This is a genomic window from Streptomyces coacervatus, from assembly GCF_029223485.1.
GTDB lineage: Bacteria > Actinomycetota > Actinomycetes > Streptomycetales > Streptomycetaceae > Streptomyces > Streptomyces coacervatus.
In genome coordinates this window covers 430210-445333 of the sequence record NZ_JARHTP010000009.1, presented here as the reverse complement: position 1 = coordinate 445333, position 15124 = coordinate 430210, and the positions used below count along the sequence as shown (strand labels likewise).

Below are 15124 nucleotides of genomic sequence, written 5' to 3'. Positions count from 1 at the left end.
CACTCGCAGGCTGAACGGCACGCAGCATTCGCCGGCTGGCTGCACACCTACAATCACCACCGCGGACACACCGCGCTGAAGGGCCAGCCACCCGCCAGCCGCGTTCCTAACCTCTCAGGGCAATACAACTAGGGCGGCAGGGGCGCCTTCCAGCGGTACCCGGATGGTCGAGACGTCGTCGGAGACGGTGACGGGCGCGGGGCGCCGGGTGCCGGTCGCCGGGTTCCAGGCCTCGGCCCGAGAGACCCGGGCGCGTACGGTGACGGTCGTGGTGCGGGCGTAGCGTTCGGGGTCGATGGCATGGTTGCCCTTGGGCGGATGGGTGCGGGCATCGGGGAAGGCCCCCGTCACCAGGGCGACCGCTTCTGCGCCCAACCGCCGTACCAGCAACGGCACTTCACCCGTCGCATACCCGGCGGCGTCGGCCACGGCAGTCGCGCCCGCCTCGGCGTCACTCGCTCGCTCCAGCCGCGGATGAGCACTCAGCTCCGCTACGACGGAGTCGTCACCGGCCAGTCCCGCCGCTGCCGAGGGTGGGCGCCCCACGACCACCACCCGGCCGCCCGCGTCTAGGAGTTGGGTCAGTCGTCGCGCCGTGCCCTCCTCCAGGACGCTCGCCGAAGGCAGCAGCACCGCCGTGTACGCCAGGTCCCCGACCCGCAGCGCGCCGTCGGCGGCGGTGGCCCGCTGCACCGAGGCGTCGTCGATGACGTCGAAGGAGACACGGTGCCGGTCCAGCGAACCGGCCCTGGGGCCGAGCCAGTTGTTCGTGCCGCACAGGTCCAGGTAGTGCCGCTGTGTCTCGTCGACGTCGGCGTGGTCGTCGCCGAGGCGGCCGTCACCGAAGTGCTTGACGGGGGCGTCCAGCGGGATGAGGGCCTGCATGGTGGCGGTGGGGTGCAGGACCGCGACGTCGGCGCTGTAGGTGCCCCAGGACATGATCGAGCAGATGCGGGCGACGGCCCTGGAGAAGGCCGGGTACTGCTGCCAGTACGGCTGGCGCCAGTCGGTGGACGGCGGTGCCCACTCGAACCAGCCGCCCGCGGTGCCGAAGTAACTGGCGTGCGGGTTGTACAGGTTGGCGCCGCTGCGCAGGAACGGCAGGAGCCAGTCGTAGGTCTCCTCCAGGGTGCCGCCCCAGCCGGAGGAGTGGAACGCCTCGATCCACACACGCTCGTGGCCGTAGAGGTGGGCCATGGAGGAGTGGACCTTGGAGTCGCCGTGGTGATCGCTGCCGGCCGCGCTGTACCAGCGGTGGGTGCGGAAGTAGTCCGTGTAGATCTGTGTGGACTGGGCCGGGAAGCCGGAGCGGGCGGGATGGCTCTGGTCGCAGCCCAGGAGCATGCCGCGCTCCTCGTGCCAGGCGGCAAGGGGTTTGAACAGGGCCTCTTCGGTGAGTTCGGCGCGGACCGCGTAGTAGTCGGCGCGGATCTTCGCCGCCCGCGCAGCACCGGCCGTGCCGTGGAAGAGGGCCGGGAGGTGGTCGAGCAGGTCGTAGCCGCGGCGGGCGAGGAACTCCTTGGGGAAGCGGTGGCTCCAGGCGTTGGTGCCGGGCAGTTCGTCCTGGAAGCTGCCCGCGATGACATTGCCCAGGTACTCGGGGACGCGGCGGTCGAACTCGTGGTGCACGGCGTCCAGCAGCAGGCCGACGGCGTCCGGGTCCAGGTAGTCGAACGCCGTGGGGACGGCGGTGACGAGGTCGACCTCACTGCCCTCGGGGAGAGCGCCGACGGGCAGGCGCCGTCCGTCGGTGCCGTGGACGCCGACGAGGGTCTCCGAACTTCCCAGCGCCACCCCGCCGTTGGAGACCGCCGCCCGGCGGAAGTGCAACGCCCGGCCGGCCGCCTCCGGATGCAGACGGGTCACGCCGCCCTGGACGTTGGCGCCGGAGAACCCGATCTGGTCGTAGAACCACAGGCGTGTGCCCAGGTCCCGGGCGATCTCGCAGGCGTCGGTGAAACGGGCCCACCACTCCTCGCCGAACCATGACGGTTCGTCGGCCCGGGCGCCGAAGCTCGGGCCGGCCGGCGCAAGGTTGATCACCACGAGATTGTGGATGCCGCCCTCGGCGAACCTGTGCATCTGCCAGGCGAGGCGCTCGCGGGTGACCCTCGCGCCCGACCACCACCACAGCGGGGTGGGGCCGAAGTCCCGGGGCGGGTCGTCGAACAGCTGCTGCAACGTGGAGGAGATCACGAATGCATCCTCACGGATCAAAAACGTTTTAAGCGGGCCTTGTGGTCGACAACCTGCAATGTTGGCACCGGATCCGAAGGACGGGAAGAAGCCCCGCGCGTCTTCCCGCGAATGGGCGCGGGAGGGGTTGTTGGAACGTTTTTCCGTCCCTATATTCACTGCGCATCGGCCTCAGCGCCGCGACGTCCCCCTCCGCTCTCGGCCCATCCCCAGACGACGACGGAGTCGCATCATGGTCCGAACCCCGACTGCCCCCGAACGCTCGGAACAACCCATCCCCAAACAGTTGTGGAAGGTCGCGGCCCTGTCGGGCATGGCCTCCTACCTCGACGCCGCACTTATCGTCAGCATCGCCGTCAACCTGGCCATCTACCGCGACAGTTACGACATGGGCGTGTGGATGGCGGGCGCGATCAGCGCGATCGTCACCGGCTGCATCGCCGTCGGCTCCCTGGTCGGCGGACGGCTCGCCGACATGTTCGGGCGCCGCCGTGTCTACAACTGGGACATCTTCTGCTTCGCGCTGGGCGCGATCGTCATCACGCTGGCGCCGAACGACATCGTGCTCTTCGGCGGCGTGCTCGTGGCGGGCCTTGCCGCCGGTGCCGATCTGCCGACCTCCCTGGCCGTGGTCTCGGACGCCGCACCCGCCGAAGGCCGGGCACGTCTGGTGTCCTTCACGCAGGTCATGTGGGTGGCGGGCATCGTCGTCGTCATCTTCCTCGGCTATCTGCTGTCGGACACGGGCATGACCGGGGCGCGCATCATCACCGGCCATCTGGCCGTCGCCGCGCTGGTCACCTGGCAGCTGCGCTCCCGTCTGCAGCTGGCCGACGAACCGTCGGGCACGGAGGTGGCCCAGGAGGCGGCCGCGCTGGACGCCCCGCGCGGCATCGAACTCAAGAACGTGTGGAACCGGGCCGCGCTGCTGCCGATGGCCGCGACCTTCGCCTACTACGTCACCTGGGGCATCGGCGCCAACACCTTCGGCCAGTTCGGCACCTATCTGCTGGTCACGGTCAGCGGCGCCTCGCAGAGCCTGGCCACCGGGATCAATCTGGCCTTCCTCCCGATCGCACTGGTGCTGACCTTCGTCTTCGTCCGGATCGCCGACACGCCCTGGCGCGACCGGCTGTTCTATGTGTTCACGGTCGTGCAGATCGTCGCCTTCTGCATCGCCTCCCTCACGGCCGGCGCCCTCGTCGGCATGCTCGTCTTCTTCGTGCTCTACCAGATCTCCAACCCCTTCGCGGGGGAGGCCAGTTACAAGGTGTGGTCGCAGCTCACTCTGCCCCCGGACACCCGCGGCACCACCCAGGGCCTCACCTACGCCCTGTCGCGCGGAGTCTTCGCGGGCGTCGCCTTCGTCACGCCCGCCCTGATGGAGTACAGCGCGTCCGTCCTGCTCTGGTCGATCACCTTCTGTATGGCGGCGTCGGCGGTCGCGGGCGTGTACATCGTCCGGGTGCTCATTCAGCGTTCCCCCGGCGCCGCTGCCGCTCCGGCGGATCTGGGAGTGGCCAGGGCGTGAATCCCAAGCGGACATCCGAAGGAGCACCACAGTCATGACCATTGCCGAACGCTCCATGTCCCTACGGGAGCTGCTTCCTCCAGTGGCCCGCCGCCGCACCCGCATCGGCCTGGTCGCCGGCGGGCTCGGCACCTACTGGCCGCAGTTCCCCGGTCTCCTGCCACAGTTGAAGGAGTCGGCCGCCTACGTCACCGAACGCCTGCAGCGGATGGACGCCGAGGTGACCGACGTCGGCTTCGTCTCGGACGCCCAGGAGGGCGCGGCCGCGGCCGAGCAGCTCCGGCGTGCGGACTGCGATCTGATCGTGCTGTTCCTGACGACGTATCTGACCTCGTCGATGGTGCTGCCCATCGCCCGGCGCTCGCACACTCCCGTGCTGGTCGTCGACCTCCAGCCGTCGCAGCGGATGGACCATGCCACCTTCGACACGGGTGCCTGGCTCGCGTACTGCGCACAGTGCTCGGTGCCGGAGGTCGGCAATGTCTTCCGCAGGGCCGGAATTCCCTTCCGGTCGGTGTCGGGCTGGCTGCGGCAGGAGTCGGCGTGGCGGCGCATCGAGCAGTGGATCCGCGCCGCTCATGTCCGCGCGGCGCTGCGGCACGCCCGGCACGGCCTGATGGGCCATCTGTATCCCGGCATGCTGGACGTGTCGACCGATCCGACGCTGCTGCCGGCGACATTCGGCTCCCATGTCGAGGTGCTGGAGTTCGACGATCTGCGCCACCGGGTGGAGCAGGTGACCGAGGCTCAGACCCGCGACCGCATGGCGCTGGCCCGGCAGGTCTTCACCCTCGACGACAGCGTGGTGGACGAGGACTTCGCGTGGGGCTCGAAGGTGTCCGTCGCGCTCGACCGGCTGGTCGAGGACTTCGGGCTGGACACGCTCGCCTACTACCACCGCGGTCTCGACGGCGAGCTGCACGAACGGCTCGGCGCGGGCATGATCCTGGGTGCCTCGCTGCTCACCGCCCGGGGCGTGCCCGCGGCCGGCGAGTACGAACTGCGCACCAGCGTCGCCCAGTTGGTCTCGCAGAGCGTCGGCGCCGGGGGTTCCTTCACCGAGATCCAGGCCCTGGACTTCGAGGCCGGCGTGGTGGAGATGGGCCACGACGGGCCCGCCCACCTCGCCGTCAGCGCCCGTGACCCGCTGCTGCGCGGGCTGGGCGTCTACCACGGCAAGCGCGGCTGGGGAGTCAGCGTGGAGTTCGACGTCCGGCACGGACCGGTCACCCTCCTAGGCCTGGGCCAGGACGCCGACGGCAGCCTGTCGTTCATCACCTCCGAGGGCACCGTCGTTCCCGGCCCCCTGCTGGAGATCGGCAACACCACCAGCCGCGTCGACTTCGGCCGTGACCCCGGCGAATGGGTCGACGCATGGAGCGCCACGGGCGTCGGCCACCACTGGTCCCTCGCGCTCGGCCACCACGGCGCCGACTTCCGGGCCGCGGCGAGTCTGCTCGGCATCGACCACCGGGAGGTGTGAAGCTCCCCCTCGTGCGCCTCCTTTCACTCCGGTGCATTGCGCCGTGAGCCTGATCCGCGCGCGTCCCACGGCAAGGCGCCGCGGAAACGGGCCGTCCGGTCGGGAAGGTGGGCAGTCCGTCGTCGTACGACACCGCGACGTCCCACCGTCTCGAGGAGAGCTTCTTGCGCCTGCACCCTGTCGCGGCTGCCCTGACCTCGGCCGTGCTGCTGGCCCCGCCGGCCCTGGCGGCATCCGCCACCCCGGCCACGGCCGAGCGCGCACGCGCCACGGACGATCCCGCCGGCTACGTCAATCCGTTCGTCGGCACCGCTCCGGGCGGCACCGACTTCGGCCACGGCGGAGGGGCCGGGAACACCTTCCCCGGCGCCACGGCTGCGTTGGGCGGGATCCAGTGGAGCCCCGACACGGTCACCCGCCAGCACGGCGGGTACGCGTACAAGGACAACCGGATCCGGGGCTTCAGTCTCACCCATATCTCCGGCGCGGGCTGCAGCGACTACGGCAACGTGCCGTTCATGCCGCTCACCGGCCGCCCGGCCACGGACCCGGCCACCCGCTATGCCACCTTCTCGCACGCCAACGAGCAGGCGTCGCCGGGCAGTTACGGGGTCCGGTTCGACAACGGCATCCGTACGCAGATCTCCGTCACCCAGCGCTCCGGCATCGCCCGCTTCAGCTACCCGGCCAACGCTGCACAGCCCGTCGGGCTGACGGTGGACGCGGGACGGGCCTTCAACAAGGCCACCGGAGAGATCCGCATCGGGTCACGCACCCTGTCCGGCTACACCGACAGCGGTGGCTTCTGCCACTCCTCGAACCATTACCGGCTCTACTTCCACGCCGTCTTCGACCGCCCCTTCGACCACTCCGAGCACCTGGACGGAAAGACCTCCGGGGCGTACGTGTCGTTCGCTCCCGGAACCCGCGCGGTGACCGCGCGGGTCGGTGTGTCCTTCGTGGACGTCGCCGCCGCCCGCCGCAACGTCACCGACGAACAGCGCAGCCGCTCCTACGGCGTGCTCCGGCGTGCCGCCCGCGACCGCTGGAACGACTGGCTGGGCAGGGTCGCCGTGCAGGGCGGCACCGAAACCCAGCGCCGGGTGTTCTACACGGCGCTGTATCACGCGCTGCTGCACCCCAGCGCCTTCAGCGACACCGACGGCCGATACCGGGGGATGGACGGCAAGGTCCACCGCACCCGGCGCGGCCATGTGCAGTACGCGGACTTCTCCGGCTGGGACGTCTACCGTTCCCAGGGCCAGCTGCTCGCCCTGCTCGCGCCGCACGAGGCGTCCGACGTCGCCCAGTCGATCCTCGAACAGGGCCGCCAGGCAGGGTATTTCGACCGCTGGACGGTGGCGAACGGCGGCTCCCGCGTCATGGTCGGCGACCCGCTGCCGGCCATGGCCGCCTCGATCCACGCCTTCGGCGGCACCGACTTCGACGCCAGGGCGCTGCTGCGCACCGCCGTGGCGGGCCGGCACGACGACCGACAGCGACCGGGTAACCGGCAGTACGACACCCTGGGCTACGTCCCGGCCGGCACCAAGGGCGTCTGGGGCAGCGCGGCCACCACACTGGAGTACGCGATCGCGGACGCCGCGCTGGCCCGTCTGGCCGGCCGCCTCGGCGACACGGCCACCGAGACGGCCCTCACCCGCGCCTCCGGCAACTGGCGCAATCTGTTCAATCCCGCGAGCGGCTACATCCAGCCCCGCAACGCCGACGGGACCTGGCCGTCCTTCTCCCCCACCCAGCACGGGGAGTACGTCGAGGGCAATGCGGCGCAGTACACCTGGCTGGTGCCGCACGACCTGCCCGCCCTGTTCACCGCCATGGGCGGCAACGCCGCGGTCACCCACCGTCTCGACAGCTTCTTCACCCAGCTCAACGCGGGCTCCGACAAGCCGTACGCCTATCTCGGCAACGAACCCTCCTTCAACATCCCCTGGGCCTACGACTACGCGGGCCGCCCCGACCGCACCCAGGACACCGTGCGGCGGGCCCTGATGACCCTCTTCAGCGACCGCCCCGACGGTCTCGTCGGCAACGACGACCTGGGGGAGATGTCGTCCTGGGCCGTCTGGGCGTGCCTGGGCATGTACCCCCAGGAACCGGGAAGCCCCCAACTCGCCCTGGCCAGCCCGCTCTTCCCCGCCGCCACCGTGCACCGCGGCAACGGGGTCACTCTCACCCTCCTCGCCCCGCAGGCGTCGGCCAGGAACACCCACGTACGATCCCTGAGACTCGACGAGCAGCCCCTCAACGGCCCGTTCCTTCCGGGCGGCGTCCTGACCACGGGCGGTGTACTCCGCTTTCAGCTGATGTCGCCCTGACCGTGTCCCGGTCGCCGTCCCGCACCGACCGCTCAGGCCAGGGCCACTTCGACGGGCAGCTTCTTGATCCCGTTGACGAAGTTGGACCGTACGCGCGGGACGTCGCCGGCCAGGCGGATGTCCGCCAACCGCGGGATCAGCTCCTCGAACAGGATGCGGATCTCGGTGCGGGCGAGCAGATTGCCCAGGCACAGGTGGGGGCTGCCCTTGCCGAAGGTGACGTGGTCGTTGTTCTGCCGGGCGACGTCGAAGTCGTAGGGGTTGCCGAAGACCTCCTCGTCACGGTTGCCGGAGGCGAACCACATGACGACCTTGTCGCCCTCCCTGACCTGCTTGCCGCCCAGCTCCACATCCTTGGTGGCGGTACGGCGGAAGTGGTACACGGGCGACGCCCAGCGCAGGAACTCCTCGACCGCGACCGGGATCAGCGACGGGTCCTCCCGAAGCCGGGCCAGCTGCTCGGGGTGCTGCAGCAGGGCCAGCATCGAGTGCGTGATGGTGTGCCGGGTGGTCTCGTTTCCGGCCACGACCAGCAGCAGGAAGTAGTTGTCGAAGTCCTGGGCGGAGAGCGGGACGCCGTCGCGCGGTGTGGTGTTGACCAGCCGCGAGACCAGGTCGGTGCCGTCCCCTCCGCGCCGCTGCCGGGCCAGCTCGCGGCCGTAGTCGAAGACTTCGAGCGAGGCGGGTGAGCGGAAGGGCAGGTCGCGGTACTTCTCGCTCTCCGCGCTGTGCAGCAGTACGTCCGCGTAGTCGGGGTCGGTGTTGCCGATGATCCGGTTGCCCCAGTCGATGAGCTTCTGGTTGTCCTGCGGCGGCACGTCCAGCAGCCGGGCGAGGACGTTGATGGGGAAGTCGGCGGAGACGTCGGCGACGAAGTCGAAGCTGCCCTTGGCCAGTGCCGTGTCCAGGGTGGTGGCGGTCAGGCCGCGCAGGAAGTCGCTGTAGCCGTTGATGACGCCCGCGCCGAACTGCCGCTGGATCAGGCTGCGCAGGGCCCGGTGGCGCACACCGTCCAGCTCCAGGATGGAGGCCCGCTTCTTGATCTGGTCGTCGTCGACCTCCTCCAGGTTGACGAACCTGGTCGAGGTGAAGGTCTCCGCGTCACGGTCGACGCGGGCGATGTCGGCGTGCCGGGTCACGGCCCAGAAACCGGAGTTGGGGGCCTCCTCCGGCTGCCAGTGCACCGGGTCGTGGTGGCGCAGCGTGTGGAACATCCGCCAGGGCGTGATGCCGTCGGTGAAGTTGTCGAGGTTCGCGAGGTCGACGTCGGCGAGCGGCATCGGCTCGTGCACGGCGGCGGTCAGGGTTTCGGTCATCGGTGGCTCCCAAACTGCACAGGTGGTGGGCACGTCACAGGTGGTAGGCGTACTCGGTGAACTCCCAGTCGGTGACGTGCCGCCCGAAGCGTTCGACCTCGTTGCGCTTGTAGCTGAGGTATGAGGTGGTGAAGTCCTTGCCGAGCAGCTCGGTCAGGGCGGTGTCCGCCTCCAGCGCGTCGAGGGCGGCGGGCAGGCTCATCGGCAGCACGGCGGCGCGTGCGGTGTCGTAGCCGTAGCCCTCCAGCGGGGCGGGCGGCTCTTCTCCTGCGCGGACCCCGAGCAGCGCGGCGGCGATCGTGCCCGCGATCAGCAGGTACGGGTTGGCGCTCGCGTCGCCGAGCCGCAGTTCCAGGCGGGCGCCCAAGCCGCGCTCGGGCGGGATGCGGACCATGGCGCTGCGGTTGTCCAGACCCCAGTCGATCAGCCAGGGCGCGAGGGTGTCCGGGCCGAAGCGCTTGTACGAGTTGACGGTCGGGTTGGCCAGGGCGGCGAGGGCCGGGGCGTGGGCGAGAACACCGGCGAGGGCGTGGCGGGCGGTGGCCGAAAGGCCGTACGCGCCCGCCGGGTCGTCGAAGGCGTTGCGTCCACGGTCGTCCTGACAGGACAGGTGGAGGTGGAAGCCGGAGCCGCCGGCGTCGTTGAACGGCTTGGCCATGAAGGTCGCGAGTCGGCCCTCCTTGCGTGCGAGTTCCTTGACGGCTGCCTTGAAACGGAAGGCACGGTCGGCGGCCGCAAGGGCCTCGGAGTGGGTGAGGTTGATCTCGAACTGCCCGCCGTCGAATTCGTGGTTGCCGTTGGTGACGCCGAGGCGGAGGTCGCGGAGCAGGCGCAGGGTGCGCAGCAGATGGTTGTCGGGGTCGGCGCGCAGGCCGGCCGTGTAGACCACGCCGGTGGCTGCGGAGTACCGCTTCCATCCGCTCGGGGAGGCCGGGTCCTCCTCGCACAGGAAGTACTCGAGTTCGGGGCCGACCATCGGGCGCAGGCCCTGCTCGGCGCACCGGGCGAGGACCGAGCGCAGCAGGTCGCGGGGCGACTCGGGGGCGGGTGACCCGGTCGCCGGGTCGATGACGTCGCCCAGACAGGCAGCGACCCCGGGCTCCCAGGGCAGCGCGACCAGGGTGTCGAGGTCCGGGCGCACGCTGATGTCGGGCAGGCCTGCGTCCAGGCCGCCGGCCACGGGGACCACGTCCCCCTGGGGTGAGGTGTGGTAGACGGCCCGGCAGAAGGCGAGCCCGTGCTCGCACGCCGTCGGCAGCTGGTCCAGCAGGACGTCGCGGGCCCGGTCGGTGCCGATGAGATCGGGATAGGTCACCCGGACCACGTCGATGCCCTCGGCGGCGAGCCGCTCCTGGTACTGACGGACGTCCGGTGTTTCGGATGCGCTCACCGTTGTCTCCTCGACGGCCGGCATGTTGTTTGATGCCAAACGATAAGAACGGCTCCAGCCTCCCGCAAGGGGTCGGCACCAAAAAATTATCCACCTGGACAGGTATTGACCAGGGCCAGGCGGCTTCCTATGTTGTTTGAAGTCAAACGAGATCCAGGAGGGTCTGCCATGAAGGTCGTCGTCGACATGAACAAGTGCCAGGACCACGGCCAGTGCGTTTTCGCGGCCCCCGACGTCTTCTCGCTGGACGACGACGGGCACCTGGCCTACGTCTCCGACCCGGACGACGCGCTGCGCGACGAGGTCGAGGAAGCCGCCGACGTGTGCCCGCTGCAGGCCATCCGGATCGAGGACTGAGCGCCATGACCGGACGCATTGTCGTCGCGGGCGCCTCCATGGCCGGCCTGCGCGCCGCCGAGCAGCTGCGCGCGGCGGGCTGGAGCGGGGCGATCACGCTCATCGGCGACGAACCGCACATGCCCTACAACCGGCCCCCGCTCTCCAAGGAGGTGCTCGCCGGCAAGGCGCCCTTCGAGTCGCTGGCCTTCCGCCCCCGCGCGAGCGTGGCCGACGCCGAGTGGCGCCTCGGCACCAAGGTCGTCGCCTCCCGCCTGGCCGAACGGATCGTCGAGCTCGACGACGGCGAGGCGCTCTCCTACGACGGTCTGGTCGTCGCCACCGGTATGCGCCCGCGGCGGCTGCGCTGCCCCGGCCCGCTCGCCGGCCGCCACACGGTCCGCACCCTCGCCGACGCGCAGGGCCTGCGGGACGAGCTGACCCGGCCGGGGGTACGGGTGGTCGTGGTCGGCGCCGGGTTCATCGGCTGCGAGGTGGCCGCCACCGCCGTAGGACTCGGCGTGCGGGAGGTGACCGTAGTCGATCCGCTGCCGCTGCCCATGGTCGGCCCGCTCGGCGAGCTGCTGGGGCGCACGCTGCTCGAACGGCACGAACAGCGCGGGGTGCGCTTCGCGCTCGGCACGGGAGTGGCCGGGTTCGAGGGCGAGGACCGCGTCACGGGTGTGGTGCTCGACGACGGGAGCGTGCTGCCCGCCGACGTGGTCGTGGAGTCCGTCGGTTCGCTCGCGAACACCGAATGGCTGGACGGCAACGGGCTCGATCTGTCCGACGGCGTGCTCACCGACCAACAGCTCAGGGTGGGCGGAAGGCCGGACGTGGTCGCGGTCGGCGATGTGGCCCGTTTCCCCAACGCCCGCTACGACGGCGTACCGCGCCGGGTCGAGCACTGGTGCATCCCGACCGACACCGCCAAGCACGCGGCGAAGGTGCTGGTCGCCCATCTCACCGGCGCCGAGGCCGAGCCCGCGCCCTTCGCTCCGTTGCCCGCCTTCTGGAGCGACCAGCACGACTTCCGGCTCCAGTCCTTCGGCGCGCCCTTGCTCGGCCTCGGCGACGTCCGGGTCCTCGACGGCCACCCCGAGGGGGACGTCCTCGTCGGCTATCACGCCGGCGGCCGGCTGGTCGGTGTCGTGGCGCTGGGCGGTCCCGCCGCCGTGTCCGGCGCCGCCCGCCACCGCGCCGAACTGCTCAAGCAGCCCGCCCTCACCGCGTAAGGAACCCGCTGATCATGACCACCGTCCGTGGATACTTCCACCCCAAGACGGCGAGCGGTGCCTCGTCGCTGATTCCGTCGCCGCCGTGGCACTACTCGGGTGATCTGCTCACCGTCGAATACCGGACCGATCCGGCGCGAGTGCGTGAACTGCTGCCGGAACCCCTGGAGTTGGCCGACGAGGATCCCGGCGCGGTCGCGCTGATCTGGGCCGACTGGCAGTCCTGCTCGGAGTCGGGGGCGGAGCTGCTCGACCCGGTGCTCTCCCAGTACAAGGAGGCCTTCGCGGTCGTCCGCTGCAAGTACCGGGGGCAGACGTACTCGCGGTGCGTGTACATCTGGGTCGACAAGGACTTCGCGATCGCGCGCGGGCTGCACCAGGGATATCCGAAGAAGCTGGGGTCCATTCATCAGACGCGTCCGCATCCGTACGGGCCCGCTCCGCGGATCTCGGCGGGGGCCCGGTTCGGGGCGACGCTCGCTGCGGCGGACCGGCGGCTCGCCCAGGCCGTCGTGACCCTGCGGGAGCCGTCGTCGACGAACGGGTTCGTCAATGGGCACCCCATGGCCCACCACCGCTGGCTGCCCTCGATCGAGAAGGGTAAGGGGCTTGCTCTCGACGAGTTGATCGAGACCGGGGCGGCTGCCTTCGAAGGTGGTCAACCGTGGGTCGGGGAAGCCGAGTTGGAGCTTTTTGAGGCACCTACGGAGGAGTTGGCTCGGTTGGAGATTCGGGAGCCCATCGCTGCGTATTACCGCCAAGTCGGCGTGGTTTGGGACGGCGGGCGGTTGTTGGAGTCGGGGGTGTCCGGAGCGTCTGCCGAGTGAGGTCGGTGGGTCGCTGCGGGTTCGTTGTGGTTGATCGCGCAGTTCCCCGCGCCCCTAAGTACGTCGCCCTTCCCCCTCGTCTGATAGGAGCCCTTCTTATGGCTGACAAGATCATTGTTGGCGGTGTATCCGTCGATACCCGGCACTGGATCGGCGGTCGACGTGTCGCCTCTGCCGAGACGTTCGCCGATTCGTCGCCGATCGACGGTGCCGTTCTCGGGGAGATCGCCCGTGGTGGACCCGGCGAAGCCCAAGCCGCTGTCGCTGCCGCCAAGGCCGCCTTCCCCGGCTGGGCCGCCACCTCCCGTGGCGAGCGCGCCCGTATTCTGCATGCCATCGCCGACGGTGTGGAGAAGCGGCTCGAAGAGCTTGCGATCGTCGAGACCACCGACAACGGCGCCCTGTTGCGCTCGCACCGGCGGGGTGTGATGCCGCGTGTGGCGCACAACTTCCGGTTCTTTGCGGACTGGTTGCTGAAGCTCGGCCACGAGGACTTCGAGACGCGTGGCCACACGAATCACGTGTCGTGGGATCCGGCGGGTCCCTGCGTACTGATCACTCCGTGGAACGCCCCGCTGATGCTGGCCACTTGGAAGGTCGCCCCGGCGCTCGCCGCCGGGAACACCGTCGTGCTGAAGCCCGCCGAGTGGTCTCCGCTGACCGCCTCCCTGCTCGCCGACATCGCCGCCGAGGCGGGGCTGCCCGCCGGAGTGCTGAACGTCGTCCAGGGCTACGGCTCCGAGATCGGCGACGCCCTCACCTCGCACCCGGACGTGCGCCGGATCAGCTTCACCGGTTCGGTGCCTACGGCCAAGCGGATCGCGGGGTCGGCCGCCGCCAACCTCACCCCGCTCGGCCTCGAACTCGGCGGTAAATCACCGCTGTTGGTGTTCGCCGACGCCGATCTGGACCTCGCCGTCGACCTCGCGGTGGAGCAGTACGACAACGCCGGGCAGGTCTGCCTCGCGGCCACCCGGTTCCTCGTCGAGGAGACGGTCGCCGAGGAGTTCACGCGCCGGTTCGTGGAGAAGGCCGGGCAGCTGACGCAGGGTGATCCGCGGGACGAGGGCACCGACATAGGGCCCAACATCCACCCCCGTCAGCTGGAGAAGATCGACGGCTTCGTGCAGCGGGCGGTGGCGGACGGGGCGCGTGTCGTCATCGGCGGGCAGCGTAAGGACGCGCAGTACTACGCGCCGACCCTGCTCACCGATGTCGCCCAGGACTCGGAGATCGTGCAGGAGGAGGTCTTCGGGCCGGTGCTGACCCTGCAGACCTTCAGCAGCGAGGACGAGGCCATCCGTCTGGCCAACGACACCCGCTTCGGGCTGGCCGCCACGCTCGTCACCGGCGACCCCGAGCGCGCCGAACGGGTCACCGCGCAGCTCGTAGCGGGCACGGTCTGGGTCAACTGCTTCTTCGTACGCGATCTGCAGGCCCCCTTCGGCGGTTCCCGCCTGTCCGGTGTCGGACGCGAGGGCGGCACCTGGAGCTTCGACTTCTACTGCGACCTGAAGAACACCGTGACCGCCCCGAACGGATGGAGCCGCAACCATGGGTGAGATCGTCGGGGCCGGGCTGCTCGCCCATGTCCCCACCATCGTCCTGCCGGAGGCAGACCGGCTGGAGCTCAACGAGGGCAAGGAGATCACCCTCGTCACCGGGCTGCAGCAGCTCCGTAGGGACGTCTTCGAGCGGGACTACTACGACACCGTCGTCGTTCTCGACTCGCACTGGGCCACGACGGTCGAGTTCGTCGTCACGGCCCAGCAGCGCCGGGCCGGGTTGTTCACCTCCGAGGAGCTGCCGCGCGGCATGTGCAGGATGCCGTACGACTTCCCGGGCGATCCCGAACTGGCCCGTAACATCGAGAAGTTCGCGGACAAGCACGGCACCTGGATCACCGCGATCGACGACGAGTACCTGCCGATCTACTACGCCACCATCAATCTGTGGAAGTACCTCGGCGAGGGGCTGCCGGACAAGCGGTGGGTGACCATCGGTGTCTGCCAGACCGGTGACATGGAGGACCATCTGCGGCTGGGGCGTGCGCTGGCCGACGGGATCGCCGCCACTCCCGGGCGGCGGGTGCTGCTCATCGCCTCCGGTGCGCTGTCGCACACCTTCTGGCCGTTGCGCGAGCTGCGCGACCACGAGGCCGGCGACCCCGTGCACATCCGCACTCCCGAGGCCCGCGAGGCGGACTACGAGCGCATCGCCTGGTTCAAGGAGGGCCGGCACGACAAGGTCCTCGACACCATGGACGAGTTCTGGAAGCACAAGCCCGAGGCGAAGTTCTTCCACTACCTGATGATGGCCGGCGCCCTGGGCGAACAGGCCTGTGTCGCCAAGGCCCGCCAGTACGGCGAGTACGAGAACTCCGTCGGCACCGGCCAGGTGCACCTGTGGTTCGACCGCCCGGCCGACGGCTGGACCGGCACCCCTCACCGACTCCCCTAGGAAGGCCCGCC

General features: G+C 70.0%; 10 protein-coding genes and 2 pseudogenes. 9 read left to right on the top strand and 3 right to left on the bottom strand.

Translation table 11 applies throughout. The annotated features are described in order from the left end of the window. Window positions 1-132 (top strand): annotated as a pseudogene (locus P2Q00_RS24370) (IS481 family transposase); the annotation flags it as partial. Here the strand turns inward: P2Q00_RS24370 and P2Q00_RS24365 are convergent. Next, window positions 124-2196 (bottom strand): annotated as a pseudogene (locus P2Q00_RS24365) (glycosyl hydrolase); the annotation flags it as partial. The pseudogenes P2Q00_RS24370 and P2Q00_RS24365 overlap by 9 nt on opposite strands. 232 nt (window positions 2197-2428) lie before the next feature. Here P2Q00_RS24365 and P2Q00_RS24360 point away from each other — a divergent pair. The 3 genes from P2Q00_RS24360 (at window position 2429) to P2Q00_RS24350 (ending at window position 7549) form a co-directional block, all read left to right on the top strand. After that, a complete protein-coding gene (locus P2Q00_RS24360; RefSeq protein WP_275774803.1) occupies window positions 2429-3727 on the top strand; it encodes an MFS transporter in 1299 nt (432 codons plus the stop codon). Window positions 3728-3761: 34 nt separating this feature from the next. Further along, window positions 3762-5210 (top strand): L-fucose/L-arabinose isomerase family protein, encoded by a 1449-nt coding sequence (locus P2Q00_RS24355; protein ID WP_275774802.1) that lies wholly within the window; start codon window positions 3762-3764, stop codon window positions 5208-5210. A gap of 164 nt (window positions 5211-5374) precedes the next feature. Continuing rightward, window positions 5375-7549: a GH92 family glycosyl hydrolase gene (locus P2Q00_RS24350; RefSeq protein ID WP_275774801.1), complete on the top strand. Its 2175-nt coding sequence runs from the start codon at window positions 5375-5377 to the stop codon at window positions 7547-7549. A gap of 32 nt (window positions 7550-7581) precedes the next feature. Here the strand turns inward: P2Q00_RS24350 and P2Q00_RS24345 are convergent, their stop codons facing one another. Continuing rightward, entirely contained in the window at window positions 7582-8865 is a 1284-nt protein-coding gene (locus tag P2Q00_RS24345; RefSeq protein ID WP_275774800.1) for a cytochrome P450, read from the bottom strand. A 34-nt stretch (window positions 8866-8899) separates the two neighbouring features. Next, on the bottom strand, window positions 8900-10255 hold the full coding sequence (locus P2Q00_RS24340; protein WP_275774799.1) for a glutamine synthetase family protein: 1356 nt from the start codon (window positions 10253-10255) through the stop codon (window positions 8900-8902). Window positions 10256-10423: 168 nt separating this feature from the next. Here P2Q00_RS24340 and P2Q00_RS24335 point away from each other — a divergent pair, with 168 nt between their 5' ends. The 5 genes from P2Q00_RS24335 (at window position 10424) to P2Q00_RS24315 (ending at window position 15113) form a co-directional block, all read left to right on the top strand. Next, window positions 10424-10612 (top strand): ferredoxin, encoded by a 189-nt coding sequence (locus P2Q00_RS24335; RefSeq protein WP_275774798.1) that lies wholly within the window; start codon window positions 10424-10426, stop codon window positions 10610-10612. Between the two features lie 5 nt (window positions 10613-10617). Further along, the gene (locus tag P2Q00_RS24330; protein WP_275774797.1) at window positions 10618-11826 is read left to right on the top strand and encodes an NAD(P)/FAD-dependent oxidoreductase; all 1209 of its coding nucleotides are present in this window, start codon (window positions 10618-10620) and stop codon (window positions 11824-11826) included. Between the two features lie 14 nt (window positions 11827-11840). Further along, entirely contained in the window at window positions 11841-12653 is an 813-nt protein-coding gene (locus P2Q00_RS24325; protein ID WP_275774796.1) for an acetoacetate decarboxylase family protein, read from the top strand. Window positions 12654-12751: 98 nt separating this feature from the next. After that, on the top strand, window positions 12752-14215 hold the full coding sequence (locus tag P2Q00_RS24320; RefSeq protein WP_275774795.1) for an aldehyde dehydrogenase: 1464 nt from the start codon (window positions 12752-12754) through the stop codon (window positions 14213-14215). Further along, the gene (locus tag P2Q00_RS24315; RefSeq protein ID WP_275774794.1) at window positions 14208-15113 is read left to right on the top strand and encodes a 3,4-dihydroxyphenylacetate 2,3-dioxygenase; all 906 of its coding nucleotides are present in this window, start codon (window positions 14208-14210) and stop codon (window positions 15111-15113) included. Before P2Q00_RS24320 ends, P2Q00_RS24315 begins: the two co-directional genes overlap by 8 nt. Window positions 15114-15124: the final 11 nt, after the last annotated feature.